Annotated in this window: 19 protein-coding genes; 7 read left to right on the top strand and 12 right to left on the bottom strand. The window is 70.1% G+C overall.

What is annotated here, in order from left to right; all coding sequences use genetic code 11:
- Positions 1 to 168 precede the first annotated feature (168 nt).
- Complete coding sequence (rfaE2, locus tag FHX60_RS24750; RefSeq protein ID WP_112776109.1) at positions 169 to 663, top strand: D-glycero-beta-D-manno-heptose 1-phosphate adenylyltransferase; 495 nt, start codon at positions 169 to 171, stop codon at positions 661 to 663.
- A 15-nt stretch (positions 664 to 678) separates the two neighbouring features.
- On the opposite strand, the gene FHX60_RS24745 is transcribed toward rfaE2, so the two are convergent.
- Genes FHX60_RS24745 through FHX60_RS24735 form a run of 3 tightly spaced genes read right to left on the bottom strand, consistent with a single transcriptional unit; the run spans position 679 to position 2,648 of the window.
- Positions 679 to 891: a hypothetical protein gene (locus FHX60_RS24745; RefSeq protein ID WP_112776108.1), complete on the bottom strand. Its 213-nt coding sequence runs from the start codon at positions 889 to 891 to the stop codon at positions 679 to 681.
- 33 nt (positions 892 to 924) lie between these two features.
- Positions 925 to 1,776: a type III pantothenate kinase gene (locus tag FHX60_RS24740; RefSeq protein ID WP_183284935.1), complete on the bottom strand. Its 852-nt coding sequence runs from the start codon at positions 1,774 to 1,776 to the stop codon at positions 925 to 927.
- Positions 1,773 to 2,648 carry a biotin--[acetyl-CoA-carboxylase] ligase gene (locus FHX60_RS24735; protein WP_183284934.1) on the bottom strand — a complete coding sequence of 292 codons (876 nt, stop codon included), beginning with the start codon at positions 2,646 to 2,648 and terminating at the stop codon, positions 1,773 to 1,775. The genes FHX60_RS24740 and FHX60_RS24735 overlap by 4 nt, the downstream gene beginning before the upstream one ends.
- Positions 2,649 to 2,856: 208 nt before the next feature.
- On the opposite strand from FHX60_RS24735, the gene FHX60_RS24730 reads away from it, so the two are divergent.
- From FHX60_RS24730 to FHX60_RS24710, 5 genes are all read left to right on the top strand, one after another.
- The gene (locus tag FHX60_RS24730; RefSeq protein WP_092315199.1) at positions 2,857 to 3,987 is read left to right on the top strand and encodes an MlaE family ABC transporter permease; all 1,131 of its coding nucleotides are present in this window, start codon (positions 2,857 to 2,859) and stop codon (positions 3,985 to 3,987) included.
- Positions 3,984 to 4,844, top strand: coding sequence for an ABC transporter ATP-binding protein (locus FHX60_RS24725; RefSeq protein WP_112776104.1), 861 nt, complete (start codon positions 3,984 to 3,986; stop codon positions 4,842 to 4,844). The genes FHX60_RS24730 and FHX60_RS24725 overlap by 4 nt, the downstream gene beginning before the upstream one ends.
- Positions 4,841 to 5,785 (top strand): MlaD family protein, encoded by a 945-nt coding sequence (locus FHX60_RS24720; RefSeq protein WP_092315203.1) that lies wholly within the window; start codon positions 4,841 to 4,843, stop codon positions 5,783 to 5,785. Before FHX60_RS24725 ends, FHX60_RS24720 begins: the two co-directional genes overlap by 4 nt.
- A 96-nt stretch (positions 5,786 to 5,881) precedes the next feature.
- Complete coding sequence (locus tag FHX60_RS24715; RefSeq protein ID WP_183284959.1) at positions 5,882 to 6,514, top strand: ABC-type transport auxiliary lipoprotein family protein; 633 nt, start codon at positions 5,882 to 5,884, stop codon at positions 6,512 to 6,514.
- Positions 6,515 to 6,532: 18 nt separating this feature from the next.
- Positions 6,533 to 7,783 carry a VanZ family protein gene (locus FHX60_RS24710; protein ID WP_183284933.1) on the top strand — a complete coding sequence of 417 codons (1,251 nt, stop codon included), beginning with the start codon at positions 6,533 to 6,535 and terminating at the stop codon, positions 7,781 to 7,783.
- 26 nt (positions 7,784 to 7,809) lie between these two features.
- Here FHX60_RS24710 and pcp read toward each other — a convergent pair whose 3' ends face one another.
- The 9 genes from pcp to FHX60_RS24665 form a co-directional block, all read right to left on the bottom strand.
- A complete protein-coding gene (pcp, locus tag FHX60_RS24705) occupies positions 7,810 to 8,460 on the bottom strand; it encodes a pyroglutamyl-peptidase I (RefSeq protein WP_183284932.1) in 651 nt (216 codons plus the stop codon).
- 17 nt (positions 8,461 to 8,477) lie between these two features.
- A complete protein-coding gene (locus FHX60_RS24700; protein ID WP_112776100.1) occupies positions 8,478 to 9,428 on the bottom strand; it encodes a DUF979 domain-containing protein in 951 nt (316 codons plus the stop codon).
- 10 nt (positions 9,429 to 9,438) lie between these two features.
- Positions 9,439 to 10,167: a DUF969 domain-containing protein gene (locus FHX60_RS24695; RefSeq protein WP_112776099.1), complete on the bottom strand. Its 729-nt coding sequence runs from the start codon at positions 10,165 to 10,167 to the stop codon at positions 9,439 to 9,441.
- Between the two features lie 108 nt (positions 10,168 to 10,275).
- Complete coding sequence (gene pxpA / locus FHX60_RS24690; protein ID WP_092315214.1) at positions 10,276 to 11,016, bottom strand: 5-oxoprolinase subunit PxpA; 741 nt, start codon at positions 11,014 to 11,016, stop codon at positions 10,276 to 10,278.
- A 35-nt stretch (positions 11,017 to 11,051) separates the two neighbouring features.
- Positions 11,052 to 12,071 (bottom strand): 5-oxoprolinase subunit C family protein, encoded by a 1,020-nt coding sequence (locus FHX60_RS24685; RefSeq protein WP_092315216.1) that lies wholly within the window; start codon positions 12,069 to 12,071, stop codon positions 11,052 to 11,054.
- Positions 12,068 to 12,715: a 5-oxoprolinase subunit PxpB gene (gene pxpB, locus FHX60_RS24680; protein ID WP_092315218.1), complete on the bottom strand. Its 648-nt coding sequence runs from the start codon at positions 12,713 to 12,715 to the stop codon at positions 12,068 to 12,070. Before pxpB ends, FHX60_RS24685 begins: the two co-directional genes overlap by 4 nt.
- A gap of 218 nt (positions 12,716 to 12,933) precedes the next feature.
- Positions 12,934 to 13,938, bottom strand: a complete 1,005-nt coding sequence (lipA, locus tag FHX60_RS24675; RefSeq protein WP_183284931.1) for a lipoyl synthase — start codon at positions 13,936 to 13,938, stop codon at positions 12,934 to 12,936.
- 40 nt (positions 13,939 to 13,978) lie between these two features.
- Positions 13,979 to 14,707, bottom strand: coding sequence for a lipoyl(octanoyl) transferase LipB (lipB, locus tag FHX60_RS24670; protein WP_183284930.1), 729 nt, complete (start codon positions 14,705 to 14,707; stop codon positions 13,979 to 13,981).
- A 158-nt stretch (positions 14,708 to 14,865) separates the two neighbouring features.
- Positions 14,866 to 15,234: a DUF2917 domain-containing protein gene (locus FHX60_RS24665; protein ID WP_112776095.1), complete on the bottom strand. Its 369-nt coding sequence runs from the start codon at positions 15,232 to 15,234 to the stop codon at positions 14,866 to 14,868.
- A 248-nt stretch (positions 15,235 to 15,482) separates the two neighbouring features.
- On the opposite strand from FHX60_RS24665, the gene FHX60_RS24660 reads away from it, so the two are divergent.
- A complete protein-coding gene (locus FHX60_RS24660; RefSeq protein WP_112776094.1) occupies positions 15,483 to 16,439 on the top strand; it encodes a transcriptional regulator GcvA in 957 nt (318 codons plus the stop codon).

Here is a 16,439-nt window from a genome sequence, read left to right as displayed (position 1 = left end):
GCAGGTAGTAGCCGGTTACTACATCGCTGCCGTGCCGCGGGCCATTGCCGGCACGCCATGGCGCCAGCCAGGGCCGGCCCGCGGGCGGCGCGCAAGAACGGGTACCATTCGTGCAAGCGCGCCGGCTCCGCCACAGGGCCGGCCTCCACCCATCCCATGCCCTGATCCATGTCCGTACCCGCCTTCGAATCCAAGCTGACTCCCGCCGACGACACCGCCGCGCTGGCCGCGCGCATCGCCGCGCTGCCGCGCCCGCTGGTATTTACCAACGGCGTCTTCGACATCCTCCATCGCGGCCATGCCACCTACCTGGCGCAGGCGCGCGCGCTGGGCGCCAGCCTGGTGGTCGGGGTCAACAGCGATGCCTCGGTGAAGATGCTGGGCAAGGGCGACGACCGCCCGCTCAACCATGAGTCGGACCGCATGGCGCTGCTGGCCGCGCTCGCCTGCGTCGACCTGGTGGCCATGTTCCGCGAACAGACGCCGGTGGAGCTGATCCGCCTGGTGCGCCCCGACATCTACGTCAAGGGCGGCGACTACGATATCGATACGCTCGAAGAAACCCGGCTGGTGCGCAGCTGGGGCGGCCAGGCCTATGCCATCCCCTTCCTGCACGACCGCTCGACCACCAAGCTGTTGACGAAGGTGCGCCAGGGCGGCTGAGGCGCCGCGCCTGCGCTACGCGCCCGGTGCCGACGCCGGGGTGGCCGGCGGCGGTTGCAGCCGCATCCGCTCGCCCCGCACCTGCTGCTCCAGCCGGTGCGGCTCGCGCGGCGATTCGAACCAGCCCGACAGCGGCTGCGCGCCGAACGCGCCCAGCACCGCGGCCAGCAGCACGGCATTGGCGAACAGCAGCAACAGCAATGCGATGCGCAGGGAGCGGGTGATCATGGGGAATCGGACGGAGGTGGGGACGTAGCGTCGTTACGCGTCGGCCATGGCCATCGCATGCAGGCCGAGCAGCACCAGATTATCGTGCATCTCGAACGGCACCGCGAGCGCGCCCGCCAGCGCGCCGCGGGCACCGCCGGACAGCAGGCAGCGCGGCGGGCGCGCAGCATCGCCGCGCTCGCCCAGCGCGCGCCAGGTGCGCTCGATGGCGCCGGCCTGCGCGGCCAGGCAGCCGGCGGCAATGGCGTCGTGGGTGTTGTCGGCCCAGCGCCGCTGCGTGCCCGCCACGCTGCCGGCCTCGCCGACATCCAGCGCCGGCAGCTGCGCCGTATTGCGCGCCAGCGTGCCCAGCATCAGCGCCAGCCCCGGCAGGATCAGCCCGCCTTCGAAGCGCGCGCCGCCAGCCTCCGTCACGGTGACGATATCCAGCGTGGTGGCGGTGCCGGCGGTGACCACCAGCAGCGTGTCGCGCGGCAGCCAGCGGTGCGCGCCGACCGCGCCGACCCAGCGGTCGACGCCAAGCTGGGTCGGTTCGCGATAGCCGTTGGCAAGGTCGCCATGCGCGGCCGCGCTGCGCACCCATTGCACCGGCGCGCAGCCGCCAAAGGCGTCGGCCAGCGCGGCATCGACGGCGGCGGCAATCACCGGCCCGGCCACGTTGCTGATCCACACCGACGGCATCGGCCCGTTCGCGCGCAGCGCGCGCAGTTCGGCGGCCAGGGCCGGCAGCGCGCCGTCGTCGGCGTGCGCGACCGCGCCGGCGTGCCGCCACGGCGTCGGCAGCCTGGAGATGCCTGCGGTGGCGGGCAGTGCGGCACCGGCGTCGCACCACGCCCACTTGAGCCGGGTATTGCCGATATCGACCAGCAGCCGCGGCGCGTTCATGCGTGCCCTTCCTTGCCCGCGGCGGGCCGCAGCGACAGTTCGCCGCTGGCGATGCGCTCCAGGCCCGCGGGCGTTTCCAGCAGCAGGTGGCCGGCCTCGTCGACGCCGCGCGCCATGCCTTCGGCGATCACCTCGCCGTCATGCAGCAGCCGCACCGGCTGGTCGCGGTAGGCATCGGCGGCGGACCAGCGCCGCGCCATCGGCCCGAAGCCATGCGCGAGGAAGTCCGCGCGCATCGCCGCGAGCCGCTCCAGCACCGCGGCCAGCAGGCGCGGCGCATCGCGCCCGGCATCGAAATCCGGCATGGCCTCGGCCACGCCCGCCAGTTCGCGGCCGAGCGCGGCCTCCATCTGCGCGTCGCGCACCAGGTTCAGGCCGATGCCGATCACCGCCCAGACGCGCCGGGGGCCCGCCGGCACCGATTCGATCAGGATGCCGGCCAGCTTGCGGCCATCGATCTGCAGGTCATTGGGCCATTTCAGCCCGACCCGCGCGCCCAGCGCCGGGGCCACGTCGGCCAGGGCCTCGGCCAGCGCCAGGCCCACCGCCAGGCTCAGGCCGCTCAGCTGCGCCGGCGCCAGCGCCAGCGGCAGCGCCACGGAGAACGTCATGCCGGCCTGCCCCTGCCACGGCCGGCCCTGGCGTCCGCGCCCGGCGGTCTGGCGATAGGCCAGGCGCAGCGTGCCGGCGTCGGACCACGGCGCCTGGCGGCACAGCGCGGTCAGGTCGGCATTGGTCGAGCCGGTTTCCTCGACCAGTTCCACGGTCCAGTCGCGCAGCGCGGGCGACAGCATGGCGCGCAGCGCGCCGGCATCGATGCGCCAGGCCGTGGCGATGGAAGGATCGGGCGGATTCGGAGGAACGGCGGACATGCGCGGCAAGGGGCTGGATGGGGCTGGATGGGGCTGGATGGGGCGGGATCGCGGTCGGCACACGCAGGATCCGGGTCGGAACCCGGGCCTGCGGCAGATGCCGCATTGTAGCCGCGCCGCGCCGCCGGGCATGCTCCCGGGCACGGCGCGGTCGCGCCAGCGGGGCGCGTGGCTTAGAATCGAGACTCGGCCATCACATCGCTAGCCCTTGGAACGCCAGACGACGCCAGATTTCCAGATCACGCGCGGGGACGGAACCGTCAGCGTACAGCTGCGTGGCGACTGGACCGCGCTCGCGCTGGCCGGCTGCCGCCAGGCGCGGCAGCTGCGCGCGCAGCTGCACGAACTGGCGCAGGCTCCCGACCACGCGCAATGGTCGCTGGCCGGCGTCGAGCGGCTCGACCATATCGGCGGACAGCTGCTGTGGCAGGCCTGGAACGGCGCGCTGCCGCAACGGCTGGAGGCCAGCGAGGGCCAGCGCCGCGTGTTCGAGCGCATTGCCGCGGTGCAGAACGAGGGCTGGAAAAAGCACATGGTAGACCGCTTCAACCCGGTCACGCTGTTCGGCGCCAACGTGCTGTCGTTCGGCGCGCAACTGGGCAACGGCGTCACCATGCTGGGCCAGCTGGCGTTCGACCTGCTGCGCTTCGCGCGCATGCCGCAGCGCGGCCCGTGGCGCGAGATCTCGGCCAACATCTACAACGTCGGCTACAAGGCGCTGGGGATCACGGCGCTGGTCGGCTTCCTGATCGGCATCGTGCTGTCGTACCTGTCGGCCAACCAGCTGCGCACCTTCGGCGCCAGCACCTTCATCGTCAATATCCTGGGCATGGCGGTGATCCGCGAACTGGGGCCGGTGCTCGCCGCGATCCTGATCGCGGGGCGCTCGGGCTCGGCCATCACCGCGCAGATCGGCGTGATGCGCGTGACCGAAGAGCTGGACGCGATGCGCGTGATGGGCATCTCGCACGGCTTCCGGCTGATCATGCCGCGCGTGATCGCGCTGGCCATCGCCATGCCGCTGCTGGTGGCGTGGACCGACGTGATGGCGCTGGCAGGCGGCATGCTGGCCGCGCGCATGCAGCTGGGCATCAGCGCCACCTTCTTCCTGCGCGAGCTGCCCGATGCGGTGCCGGTGGCCAACCTGTGGCTGGGGCTGGGCAAGGGCGTGGTGTTCGGCATCCTGATCGCGCTGACCGCCTGCCACTTCGGCCTGCGCATCAAGCCCAACACCCAGAGCCTGGGCGAAGGCACCACCGCCTCGGTGGTCACCGCGATCACCATCGTGATCCTGGCCGACGCGGTCTTCGCCATCCTGTTCAAGGACGTGGGCCTGTGAGCGCGGAACAAGCGAACGCGACCCAGCCAGGCGCGCCGCAGCCCGCGCCGGAGCGCATCCCGGTGATCGAGGTGCGCGACCTGGTCAAGCGCTTCGGCAAGGCGGTGGTGCACGACCATGTGGACCTCGACGTCTACCGCGGCGAGGTGCTGTCGATCGTCGGCGGCTCGGGCAGCGGCAAGACCGTGCTGCTGCGCCAGATCGTCGGGCTGGAGCGCCCCACCTCGGGCACCATCAAGGTGTTCGGCGAGGATCCGGCGCGACTGAGCCCGGCCCAGCTGCAGGCGCTGCGCAGCCGCTGGGGCCTGCAGTTCCAGCGCGGCGCGCTGTTCTCGGCGCTGTCGGTGATCGACAATATCGCGCTGCCGCTGCGCGAGCTGCGCGCGCTGCCCGACAACCTGATCTGCCAGGCGGCGCTGCTCAAGCTGCAGCTGGTGGGGCTGTCGGCGCGCGATGCCGACAAGATGCCGTCGGACCTGTCCGGCGGCATGATCAAGCGCGTGGCGCTGGCGCGCGCGCTGTCGCTGGAACCCGAGCTGCTGTTCCTGGACGAACCCACTGCCGGCCTGGACCCGATGGCGTCCGACGACTACGTCGCGCTGATCCGCGAGCTGCGCCGCGAGCTGGGCCTGACCGTGGTGATGATCACGCACGACCTCGACACGCTGGTGGCGCTGTCCGACCGCGTCGCGGTGCTGGCCGACCACAAGGTGATCGCGGCCGCGCCGATTGCGCAAGTGGTGGAGGTGGACCATCCCTTCATCCGCGAGTATTTCCTGGGCGAGCGCGCCCAGCGCGCCCTGCAGGCGCTGCCCCAGCCCGGGCAGCCCGCGGCGCCGCCCCCTGGAGAAGCATGATGGAAAACAAGTCCCACGCCTTCCTCGCCGGCGTGTTCACCATCGGCCTGGCCGTGCTGGTGCTGTTCGCGATCTTCTGGTTCAGCAGCGACCATGCGGTGCGCGTGCCCTATGACCTGATCACCCGCTCCACCGTCAACGGCCTCGGACCGCAGGCCGACGTCAAGTACCGCGGGCTGGCGGTGGGCAAGGTCGAGTCGATCAAGTTCGATCCGCAGGTGCCGGGCCAGATCATCGTGCGCGTCAACGTCAACCGCGAAACGCCGATCACGCGCACCACCTACGCCACCCTGGGCTTCCAGGGCGTGACCGGGATCGCCTACGTGCAGCTCGACGACTCCGCCGCGCACGACGGTACCGCCGCCTCGCCGCCGCTGCCGACCTCGCCGCGGGCGGTGGCGCGCATCGCCATGCGGCCCGGCTTCTTCGAGGAACTGGAAAAGCGCGGCGATTCGCTGCTGACCCAGGCCGAGACCCTGATGGGCTCGCTCAACGACATGTTCCGCGGCGCCAACCGCGACGAGCTGATGGCGGCGATCCGCTCGGTGCGCAAGACCGCCGAAGACTATTCGCGCCTGTCCGATTCGCTCGCGCCGGCGGCGCAGCGCCTGCCGAAAGTGGCCGAGAACCTGAACGCGACGCTGGAATCGACGCGGCGCCTGACGCAGGAACTGGCTAACCCCAACGGCACCGTGATGCGCACCGTCGACAGCGTCGGGCGCGACCTGCAGGGCGCGGCCGCGTCGGTGCAGTCGGCCGCGGGCACCTTCAGCGAAGAGACCCTGCCGCAGCTCAATGGCCTGGCCCGCGATGCGCGCCAGACCGCGCGCAGCTTCGAACGCGCCGCCGGCCAGTTCAACGAGAGCCCGAGCAGCGTGCTGTTCGGCGCGCCCGCGCCCACGCCAGGGCCGGGCGAGCCGGGCTTCAGCGCGGCCCCGTAGCGCGGCCGGCCTGCTGCACCGCCCGCGCCCGACCCTGTTCCCATCGATCACGCCAAACGCCAACCGCGAGAATCCGCCGTGAACCCTGCGACCGAGATGCCACGCTTGCTGCGCTCCGCGCCCGCCCGCCTGCGCGCGGCCCTGCTGATTTTCTCCGCCGGGCTGGCGCTGTCGGGCTGCGCGCTGACGCGCGGCGAACCGACCATCACCTATGACCTCGGCCCGGCCGTCGCCGGCAACACGGCCGCCGGCACCGGGAACCCTGCGCCCGCGGCGCTGCCCAAACTGCGCGTGGCGCAGACCGACGGGCCCAACTGGCTGGAAGGCAATGCGCTGTTCTACCGGCTCCAGTACGCCCAGGCGCAGCGCCTGCAGGCCTACGCCACGCAGCGCTGGGTGATGTCGCCCACGCGCCTGTTCGACGAGCGCCTGCGCGAGGCCGTGGCCGCGCGCGGCACGCTGGGCTGGTCCGGCGACAGCAGCGCGCCGGCGCTGAAGGTGGACCTGCTCGAGTTCGACCAGGTGTTCGACAGCGCCACCAGCAGCGAGGGCGTGGTGCGGCTGCGCGCCACGGTGTACCGGCACGGCATGCTCGGCCAGCAGACCTTCGAGGCGCGCCGGCCCGCGCCCAGCGCCGACGGCGCCGGCGGCGTCAAGGCGCTGGCCGAAGCCAGCGACGCCGTGATTGCCGCGCTGCTCGACTGGATCGGCACGCTGCAGCTAAAGTAAAGCAACAGGAGATTTGCCATGGAGCCGGCTCCCCCGCCGCTCTCCGCGCCGCCGCCGGCGGCTGTGCCAGCATCATCGGCCACCGCGCCGCAGCACTCGCCGCTGGCGCGCGTGGGGCTGCTCTGCTTCACGCTGCTGGTGATCTATGCCAGCCTGTACCCGTTCTCCGGCTGGATCGACAACGGCATCTCGCCCTTTGCCTTTGTCAGCGCGCCCAAGCCGCGCTACATCACCGACTTCGACCTGCTGACCAACGTGCTGGGGTATTTCCCGTTCGGCGCGCTGGTGGTGCTGTCGCTGCATCCGCGCGTGTCGGGCGGGCGCGCCACGCTGGTGGCGCTGGTGGCCGGCGCCCTGTTGTCGGCGTGCATGGAGGCCTTCCAGACCTGGCTGCCCAGCCGGATCTCGTCCAACATCGACCTGATCACCAATGCCCTGGGGGCGCTGCTCGGCGGCGCCGTGGTGGCGCCGTTCACGCGCGCGCTGATCGACGACGGCCGGCTGACGCGGCTGCGCCATGCGTGGTTCGAGCCGCACGCCAGCTTTGCCATCATCCTGCTGCTGCTGTGGCCGTTCGCGCAGGTGTTTCCGCAGGAGCACCTGTTCGGCATGGGCGGCATCGTGCGCGAATGGCTGACCGATCCGGAATCCTGGCCGATGCAGGTGCTGCAGATGGTGTTCCCGCAGCTGGAGGCGTGGCAGGACCATATCGGCCTGCGGCCCGAGGACATGCAGAGCCAGCAATTGCTCGAATCGCTGGTGACCGCCAGCAGCTGGGTCGGCACCGGCCTGTTCGCCTCGGTGGCGATGCGCCGCAGCGCGCCGATGCTGCGCATCCTGGCCGGGCTGCTGGCGGCGGCGCTGCTGCTCAAGGCGACCGCGGCCGAGCTTCAGTTCCCCACCGAAAGCGCCTTCGTCTGGCTGTCCGAAGGCGGGCGCTTCGCGCTGCTGACCAGCTCGCTGGTGCTGGCGCTGCTGCTGTACCTGCCACGCTGGCTGCGCGCGGTGCTGGCGATGGCGGCGCTGATCGTGCTGGTGGCGCTGACCAACGTGCTGCCGTCCAATCCCTACGCGTGGATCTCGGAGCAGGGCTGGCGCATGGGCCGCTTCATCCACTTCAACAGCCTGGCGCAGTGGCTCGGCTGGCTGTGGCCGTTCCTGGCGTTCTGCTATGTGATCTGGCGCTTCGAGCAGGTCAGCCTGCGCCGCCATGCGATGAAGAAGGCCGCGGCACGCCGCGAGGCGGCCGCGGCCAACCTGCACGAGTAAGCCGGCGCGGACATGCGCGCCGACCCTCAGTGCAGTTGCCCGCCCTGCTCGCGCACGTCGGCGCGGGTTGACAGCGCCGTCGCCACCGCGGTGCGCAGGCCCCTCACCAGCGTCTCGTGCGCCAGGCTGGGCTGGCCCGGATGGCGCGCGGCCTGCTCGGGCAAATACGGAATGTGGATAAAGCCGCCGCGCACCGCGCCGTCGGGCTGCCGCGCCAGCCGGTGCATCAGCCCGTAGAACACATGGTTGCAGACGAAGGTGCCGGCGGTCTGCGACACCGACGCCGGCACGCCGGCCGCGCGCATGTCGCGCACCATCGCCTTGATCGGCAGCGTGGCAAAGTAGGCGGCCGGGCCGTCGGCGACGATGGCGGTGTCGATCGGCTGGGCGCCGGCGTTGTCGGCGATGCGCGCATCGTCGACATTGATCGCCACCCGCTCGACCGACATCTCGGCGCGGCCGCCAGCCTGGCCGACGGCGATCACCAGGGTCGGTCGCATCGCGTCGAGCAATTCTCCGATCGCGGCGATCGCCGCGCCGAATACGCACGGCAGCTGGCGCGCAACGATCACCGCGTCGCCGACACGCTCGCCGTCGAGCGCGCGCACGGCTTCCCACGACGGGTTGACCGGTTCATCCTCGAACGGCTCGAAGCCGGTCAGCAGCACGGTAGTCATGGCGGGGCTCCTGTCGCTTACATCAGCCAGTACAGCAGCACGATATTGGCCGCCAGGATCGCCAGCGCGGTCGGCACCTGCGCGCGGATCACGGCGTTCTTGTCGTCGAGTTCCAGCAGCGCCGCCGGCACGATATTGAAGTTGGCCGCCATCGGCGTCATCAGCGTACCGCAATAGCCCGAGAACATGCCGATCGCCGCCATCACCGCGGGATTGCCGCCGAACATGCCGACCAGGATGGGCACGCCGACACCGCCGGTCATCACCGGGAAGGCGGCGAAGCCATTGCCCATGATCACCGTGAACAGCGCCATGCCAACGCAGTAGACCGCCACCGCCACCAGCTTGTAGTCGAGGTTGATATAGGCGGTGGTCAGGTGCGCCACGGCCTTGCCTACGCCCGCGTCGGCAAACACCAGCCCGAGCATCGCCAGCATCTGCGGCAGCACCAGCGCCCAGCCCAGCGACTCGGTCAGCCGGCGCGATTCGCGCAGGCCCTGCGCCACGGTGTCGCGCGTGAGCCAGCACACCACCGCCAGCGAGATCAGGCAGCCGATCCCCAGCGAGACGAAGGTCACGTTCTTGGGATCGAGCAGGGGCACGCCGGCGATCCGGACATCCTTGAACAGCATGGTGCCGATCACGGTGACCAGCGGGATCAGCAGCGCCGGGATGAACAGCTTGTTGCCGAGGCGGCTCGCACTGGCGCGGCGCTCGGTCTCGGGCAGGCTGTCGTGCTTGCCGTGGCCGACGCCGCCGAAGCCCGCGATCAGCGCCATCACCACCGCGCCGATGCCGACCGCTGCGGGCGGCAGCCGGTCGCCGGCCAGGAACACGATCGCGTACAGCAGCCAGAACAGGCCGGTGCTGAGGCGGCGCGGGTGCGCGCGGTCGGTGAAGGTCATCAGCGCGGTGATGGCCAGCACCAGGCCGGCGAGCCAGTAGAGGTATTCGATCGAGATGATCATGGCGCGCTCCTTACTCGGCGCTCGGCGCAGGCATGGCGGCGCGGGCAGCGTTACCGCCCAGCTCGCGCTCGAGCCAGCCGTCCAGGCGCTTGAGGCGCACGGCGTGGATCAGGAAGGCGCAGATCGCGGTGGGGATGCCCCACACGGCGATATGCAGCGGCTCGACCTCGATGTTCGACGACAGCAGGAAGGTATGCATCAGCGCGATTGCCCCGAACGCGACGAAGATGTCCTCGCCGAAGAACAGGCCGACGTTGTCGGTGGCGGCGCAGAAGGCCAGCACGCGCTGGCGCACCGGCTCCGGCAGGTGGCCGAAGCGGTTCTCGGCCGCGCCCTCGGCCATCGGCGCCAGCAGCGGGCGCACCATTTGCGGATGGCCGCCGAGGCTGGTCAGGCCGATCGCCGCGGTCAGCTCGCGCACGCCCAGGTAGACGATCAGCAGGCGCCCGACCGTGGCCGAGGCAATGCGCGCGATCCATGCCTGCGCGTGCTCGCGCAGCCCGTGGCGCTCCAGCAGGCCGATCACGGCCAGCGGCAGCAGGATGATCAGCGGCAGGTTGCGCGCCTTGACGAAGGCGGTGCCGATCGCGGAGAAGATCTGCATCAGCGGCATCGGCGCGGCCAGGCCGGTGGCCAGAGCGGCGAGCACCACCACCAGCATGGGATTGAAGCGCAGCACGAAGCCGACGATGATGACGCCGACCCCGACAAGGGGCCAGAGATTGACTGCCTGTTCCATGGAAACACCAAACGAAGCTAACGAAGGCGCGCGGACAGCAGCCGTCGTGACGCGTGACGGGGCAGGCCGCGTGGGGGGAAATGCCGGCGTGAAGGCGCAGGAACGCGCTCAGTCGCCGGCGCGGATCGCGATGCCTTCTGCGCCCAGCCGTTCCCGGATGCGGCGCGCGAAGGCCAGCGCGTGAGCGCCGTCGCCGTGCAGACACACGGTTTCGGCCTGAATCGGTACCCAGGTGCCGTCGATGGCGCGCACGCGCTGCTCGCGCACCATGGTCAGGGTCTGGTCCAGGGCGACTTCCTCGTCCTCATGCAGCGCGCCCGGCGTGCCGCGTTTGACCAGCGTGCCATCGGGGTTGTAGCCGCGGTCGGCAAAGACCTCCTGCTTGACGCGCAGGCCGGCCTCCTTCGCCACGTCGATCATCTGGCTGCCGGCCAGGCCGAAGAACACCAGGTCGGGGTCGAAGTCGCGCACCGCGCGCACGATCGCGCGCGCCAGCGCCGGGTCGCGCACGGCCTGGTTGTACAGCGCGCCATGCGGCTTGACGTGGTGCAGCACCCCGCCCTGCGCGCGCACGATCGCGTCGAGCGCGCCGATCTGGTACAGCACGTCGGCGTAGACGTGTTCCGGGTCGCGCTGCATCTCGGTGCGGCCGAAGTTCTCGCGGTCCGGGTAGCTCGGGTGCGCGCCGATCGCCACGCCATGCGCCAGCGCCCACTTCACCGTCTGCACCATGGTGGCGGCATCGCCCGCGTGCCAGCCGCAGGCGATATTGGCCGAGCTGATCAGCGCCAGCAGCGCCTCGTCATTGCCACAGCCTTCGCCAAGATCCGCGTTCAGATCGATCTGCATTGCCATTCTCCTGTGCGGCGCCCGGGCGCCTTCTCTTATGCTGCCGCTCGCGTGCGGGTACGCCGGCGCGCGGCAATGGGCATGCCATCGCCCTGCCATTGCAGCGCCTGCCCGATCTGCCGCAGGTAGCGTGCCAGCTCTTCCTGCGCCGCTTCGGCCTGCGCCAGCGTGACCTGCACGAAGCGCACCGGCGCGCCCAGCGGCACCTGCGCCAGCCGCCACAAATCCGCTTCGATCACCACGCCAATCTTGGGATAGCCACCGGTGGTCTGCGCATCGGCCATCAGCGCGATCGGCTGGCCCCCCGGCGGCACCTGCATCACGCCCGGCATCACGCCGTGCGAGAGCAGGTCGGCGCTGCGCTCGGGGCGCCGCGCCAGCGCGGGGCCGGCGAGGCGCAGGCCCATGCGGTTGCTGTTGGGCGTGACGGTCCAGTCGGCCTGCCACAGCGCGGCCTGCGCGGCCGCGTCGAAATCCTCGTATTCCGGCCCCGGCAGCATGCGGATCGCCGTGGCCTTGCCTTCGACCGCCGCGGGCAGCGCCCACGCCGGCGCCTGCACGCCGATCCAGTCGGTCTCGGCTTCCAGTCCCGGCCGCCCCGCGGGCAGGCGGTCACCTTCCTGCAGCGCGCGGCCGCCCAGCCCGCCGAATCCGGACTTCAGGTCGGTGCTGCGCGAACCCATCACCGGCTCGACCGCGATGCCGCCCGCCACGCACAGGTACACGCGCGTGCCGCCGCGCGTCGACGGCAGCGTCAGGGTCTCGCCCTTGTGCGCGTCGAACGCGTGCCATGACCACACCGGCATGCCGTCGAGATTGGCGCCGCATTCGGCGCCGGCGAGGGCCACGCGCATATCGGCATGGAAGCGCACCGCGGCACGTCCCAGCGTGAATTCAATGGCGGCGCAGCCGGGCGCATTGCCAAGCAGGCGGTTGCCGACTTCCACCGCCAGCATGTCCATGGCACCGCAGCGGCCCACGCCAAAACGGCGAAAGCCGGTACGGCCCAGGTCCTGCACCGAGGCGAGCGCGCCCGGACGAAGGATCTCGATCACGCGATGATTTCCTCGGCGACAAAGCGCACGGTATCGCCGGGCGCGAACAGGGACGGCGGATCGCGGTCCGCCACGAAGAGTTCGGCGTCGGTGCGCCCGATCAGCTGCCAGCCGCCCGGCAGCACCGCCGGATAAATGCCGGTCTGCTCGCCGCCGATGCCGACCGACCCGGCCGGCACCGCCACCCGCGGCTCGCGCCGGCGCGGCGTGGCCAGTTCCGGCGCGAGCCCGCCCATATAGGCAAAGCCGGGCTGGAAGCCGAGGAAGTACACCACGTACTCGCCCGCTGCATGACGGCGCACCACTTCCTGCGGCGTCAGGCCGGTATGCGCGGCGACGTCGCCCAGGTCCGGGCCATGCTCGCCGCCGTAGCGCACCGGGATCTCGACCAGCTTGCCGGTGGCATTGCGCGCCTCGCCCGAGGCCCACGCCAGCTTCAGGTTGCGCTCGAGCGCGTCGACGTCGGCACTGCCGTCGAAGATCACGGTCAGGTTGTTCATGCCCGGCACCACGTCGACCACGCCGCGCCAGTCCGCGGCACGCGCCGCCATGGCCCAGATGCGGCGCTGGACTGCCAGCGATGCGGGCGGCGCGACGCTGTACAGCAGCGCGTGCTCGGCAAGTCGGTGGACGGTGCAGTTCATGAGATTCCCGGTAGCGCACTTGCTACCCAGTTTAGGCAGACAAGCCGGAATGTGACGTCTTTGTATTTCATCGATAATTTATCGATGAATTCATCATATCGAAATGGACGGGGCGCGCACAGTCGGGGTTGACCCTAGGCTGGGGAGGGGCGCGCCCAAATGCAAAACGGCCGGGGAAAGCCCCGGCCGTTTCTTGTTCCATCCGCTGACGAGCCCGCTCAGGCAAATCCCGCCTGATGCGCCTGCTGGTCGGCGTGGTACGAACTGCGCACCATCGCCCCCACCGCAGCGTGGGTGAAGCCCATCTTGTAGGCCTCGTCCTCGAACATCTTGAAGGTGTCGGGGTGCACGTAGCGCAGTACCGGCAGGTGGTGGTTCGACGGCGCCAGGTACTGGCCGATGGTGAGCATGTCGATGTCGTGCGCGCGCATGTCGCGCATGACTTCCAGGATTTCCTCGTCGGTCTCGCCCAGGCCGACCATCAGGCCGGACTTGGTCGGGACGTTGGGATTGCGGCGCTTGAACTCCTGCAGCAGCTTGAGCGAGTGCGCGTAGTCGGCACCCGGCCGGGCCTGCTTGTACAGGCGCGGCACGGTTTCCATGTTGTGGTTCATCACGTCGGGCGGGCACGACTGCAGGATGTCCAGCGCCTTGTCCAGGCGGCCGCGGAAGTCAGGCACCAGCACTTCGATGCGGGTGTCGGGCGACAGCTCGCGCGTCTGCGAGATGCAGTCGACATAGTGCTGAGCGCCGCCGTCGCGCAGGTCGTCGCGGTCGACGCTGGTGATCACCACGTAGTTCAGCTTGAGCTGGGCGATGGTGCGGGCCAGGTTGCCGGGTTCGTTCACATCGAGCGGGTCCGGACGGCCGTGGCCGACGTCGCAGAACGGGCAGCGGCGGGTGCACTTGTCGCCCATGATCATGAAGGTGGCGGTGCCCTTGCCGAAGCACTCGCCGATATTCGGGCAGCTGGCTTCCTCGCACACCGTCACGAGGTTGTTGGCGCGCAGGATGTCCTTGATCTCATAGAAACGCGAATTGCCGGTGGCGGCCTTCACGCGGATCCAGTCCGGCTTCTTGAGCTTTTCGGCCGGCACGATCTTGATGGGGATGCGCGCGGTCTTGTCGGCCGACTTCTGCTTGCGGGTCGGGTCGTACTGCTCCGCGGGGGACTGCGGGGCTTCGCTGGAAGATGCGATCGGGGCGATCAGTGCGTCGCTCATACATTTCTCCGCACGCACTCGGCGTGCATTTCGCTTTTGACTAGGAGGCCAGGGCCGGGGCGGCAGGTTCTTCAGCCGCCAGCACGCGAGCCTCGTGCGCTGCCAGCACCTCGCACAATGCAGCCGCCAGGCGTTGTGCGATTTCGGGTTGTCTTGCCGCAGTCACGGGCACCGGCGCGCCATCGGCATCCGCCACCGGACAGGTGGCTCCCGCGGTGGCCATGTCGACCGTTTCCAGTCCGGCATAGCCGCAGGGATTGATGCGCAGGAACGGCGACAGGTCCATCTGCACGTTGAGGCTGACGCCGTGGTAGCTGCAGCCGTTGCGGATCTTGAGGCCGAGCGCCGCAATCTTGGCGCCCTGGTGCGGCCCGCCGGACAGGTAGATGCCGGGGGCGCCGGGCTTGCGTTCGGCTGCGAGATTATACGCCGCGAGCGTGTGCAGCACGGCCTGCTCGATGCCGTGGACCAGCTCCCGCACCATCAGATGGCGGCGGCGCAGGTCAAGCAGCAGGTAGGCGACGACCTGCCCCGGGCCGTGGTAAGTGATCTGTCCGCCACGATCGATCTGCACCACCGGAATCCGCTCGTCCGGGGCCAGCAGGTGCGCGGGGTCGCCCGCCTGGCCCAGCGTGTAGACCGGCGGGTGCTCGACCAGCCAGACCTGGTCGGGCGTCTCGGGAGTGCGTGCGGCGGTAAAGGCGCGCATCGCGTCGAAACACGGCTGATAGTCCTCGCGGCCGCGTTCGATGACTTGAATCGGATGCATGGCGAGAGTGTAACGAAAAGGGCCGGCTTGCGCCGGCCCTGCCTGCCCCCGTTCACGAGGTGGGAGGCGCGGAACCGTCCGCTGCGTCACGCGACCAGACCAGGCGCAGATGCGCCCGGTGCCGGGGCGACGCGGACGGTGCTCCGCCCTCCCCGGCTTCAGGAGGCGGTGACCCGGTCCTGGTTCGGCGTCCATTCGGTGCCTCGAACCAGCCGGCGCAGGCTGCGGTACACCAGGTGCGGCAGATCGGCCAGCGTCAGCGCCGGGCGGCGCGCCTCGGCAATCAGCGCCAGGCGCACCGGCTGCAAGGCGCGCGGGTCGATGCTGAGCACCACCTCGTCCCCGGCACGCAGCAGCAGGCTGCCGCCACAACGCAGCCAGTAGTCCTCCGAATCGTTCTCGCGGGTCAGCCATACATCGGTACCGCGGGCGTCCGCAATGTGCAGGCGCTGCGCCGCATGCACCGACAGCGTGGTGACTTCGCCAGGATTCAGGGTGAACTCGGTCGTTGTGAGCACGGTTTTCATGGTGGTTCTCCGTTCAGCCGGCCCTGGCGGGGATACGCCAGACGCAGTACGGATTCGCGGCGGGTCACAGGAACTGGCCCGGCAAGGGGACCAGGCCAGTTAAATCCTGCGAATATCGCCGTGAAGAAGTGTGCAACTGCGGGGGCCGGTGATCGAATATTAGTGATTGCCCGACCACTATCAAAACGATATATTTTCTTTGTTCTTGTTAGCCAATCTCACATAACCCCGATCATCTGGAGACGGCCATGGCCTGGAAAAGCGCCTGGGAGAAGGACATGCCGCGCGGCTGGCACCGCGAGTTGCCGCGCCTGCCGGCGCTGACCGCGTTGCGCGCGTTCGAAGCCGCCGCGCGGCACGAAAGCTTTTCGCGCGCGGCCACGGAGCTGTTTGTCACCCATGGAGCGGTCAGCCACCAGATCCGCGCGCTGGAAGAGGAACTGGGCATGCCGCTGTTCGAACGCCACGGCAAGCGCGTGGCACTGACGCCGGCGGGCCGCCTGTATGCCGAGCGCGTGCGCGATGCCCTGCTGCAGATCGCCGATGCCACGCGCGCGCTGCAGGCGGGCAATCGAGACAAGCGCCTGACCATCAGCACCATGCCGTCGTTTGCCGCACGCTGGCTGACGCCGCGCATCGGCAGCTTTATCGAGCGCCATCCGGAACTGGATGTCGAGCTGCTGTCGTCGAACACGCTGGTCAACTTTGCGCACGAAGAAGTCGATATCGCGCTGCGCATGGGCAGCGGCGACTATCCCGGCCTGTATGTGGAACGGCTGCTCGACGACGTCTTCTTCCCGGTCTGCAGCCCCGCCTTCAACGGCGGCCGGCTGCCGGCACGGCCGCAGGACATGGCAGGCATGCCGCTGCTGCGTGGCGAGGGCGATCCGTGGAAGCCGTGGTTCGACGCCGCCGGGCTGGACTGGCCGGAGCCGCGCAAGGGCCTGCTGCTGGAAGATTCTTCGCTGCTGCTGCAGGCCGCCTCGGAAGGCCAGGGCATCGCCCTGATCCGCTCGTCGCTGGCGTGCAATGACCTGCTGTCGGGGCGCGTGGTGCGGCTGTTCGATGTCAGCATCCCGTGCCCGTGGCTGCTGTACTTCGTGTGCGCGCCCGGCTCGCTGAACCTGCCCAAGGTGCAGGCGTTCCGCGGCTGGCTGCTGCCCGAGATCGAGCGCTTCCGCGAGGTGCTGGCGCAGTGGGAGTGA

It is taken from the genome of Cupriavidus alkaliphilus, assembly GCF_014191175.1.
In the GTDB taxonomy this organism is placed as follows: domain Bacteria; phylum Pseudomonadota; class Gammaproteobacteria; order Burkholderiales; family Burkholderiaceae; genus Cupriavidus; species Cupriavidus alkaliphilus.
The sequence above is the reverse complement of the archived record's forward strand: the minus strand, read 5'-3'. Positions and strand labels throughout refer to the sequence as shown.

Excerpts from the sequence above, each read along its gene's own strand:
- rfaE2 (WP_112776109.1), top strand. The coding sequence starts at position 169 with ATGTCCGTACCCGCCTTCGAATCCAAGCTGACTCCCGCCGACGACACC.
- FHX60_RS24745 (WP_112776108.1), bottom strand. The coding sequence starts at position 891 with ATGATCACCCGCTCCCTGCGCATCGCATTGCTGTTGCTGCTGTTCGCC.
- FHX60_RS24740 (WP_183284935.1), bottom strand. The coding sequence starts at position 1,776 with ATGAACGCGCCGCGGCTGCTGGTCGATATCGGCAATACCCGGCTCAAG.
- FHX60_RS24735 (WP_183284934.1), bottom strand. The coding sequence starts at position 2,648 with ATGTCCGCCGTTCCTCCGAATCCGCCCGATCCTTCCATCGCCACGGCC.
- FHX60_RS24720 (WP_092315203.1), top strand. The coding sequence starts at position 4,841 with ATGATGGAAAACAAGTCCCACGCCTTCCTCGCCGGCGTGTTCACCATC.
- FHX60_RS24715 (WP_183284959.1), top strand. The coding sequence starts at position 5,882 with ATGCCACGCTTGCTGCGCTCCGCGCCCGCCCGCCTGCGCGCGGCCCTG.
- FHX60_RS24710 (WP_183284933.1), top strand. The coding sequence starts at position 6,533 with ATGGAGCCGGCTCCCCCGCCGCTCTCCGCGCCGCCGCCGGCGGCTGTG.
- pcp (WP_183284932.1), bottom strand. The coding sequence starts at position 8,460 with ATGACTACCGTGCTGCTGACCGGCTTCGAGCCGTTCGAGGATGAACCG.
- FHX60_RS24700 (WP_112776100.1), bottom strand. The coding sequence starts at position 9,428 with ATGATCATCTCGATCGAATACCTCTACTGGCTCGCCGGCCTGGTGCTG.
- FHX60_RS24695 (WP_112776099.1), bottom strand. The coding sequence starts at position 10,167 with ATGGAACAGGCAGTCAATCTCTGGCCCCTTGTCGGGGTCGGCGTCATC.
- pxpA (WP_092315214.1), bottom strand. The coding sequence starts at position 11,016 with ATGCAGATCGATCTGAACGCGGATCTTGGCGAAGGCTGTGGCAATGAC.
- pxpB (WP_092315218.1), bottom strand. The coding sequence starts at position 12,715 with ATGAACTGCACCGTCCACCGACTTGCCGAGCACGCGCTGCTGTACAGC.
- lipA (WP_183284931.1), bottom strand. The coding sequence starts at position 13,938 with ATGAGCGACGCACTGATCGCCCCGATCGCATCTTCCAGCGAAGCCCCG.
- lipB (WP_183284930.1), bottom strand. The coding sequence starts at position 14,707 with ATGCATCCGATTCAAGTCATCGAACGCGGCCGCGAGGACTATCAGCCG.
- FHX60_RS24665 (WP_112776095.1), bottom strand. The coding sequence starts at position 15,234 with ATGAAAACCGTGCTCACAACGACCGAGTTCACCCTGAATCCTGGCGAA.
- FHX60_RS24660 (WP_112776094.1), top strand. The coding sequence starts at position 15,483 with ATGGCCTGGAAAAGCGCCTGGGAGAAGGACATGCCGCGCGGCTGGCAC.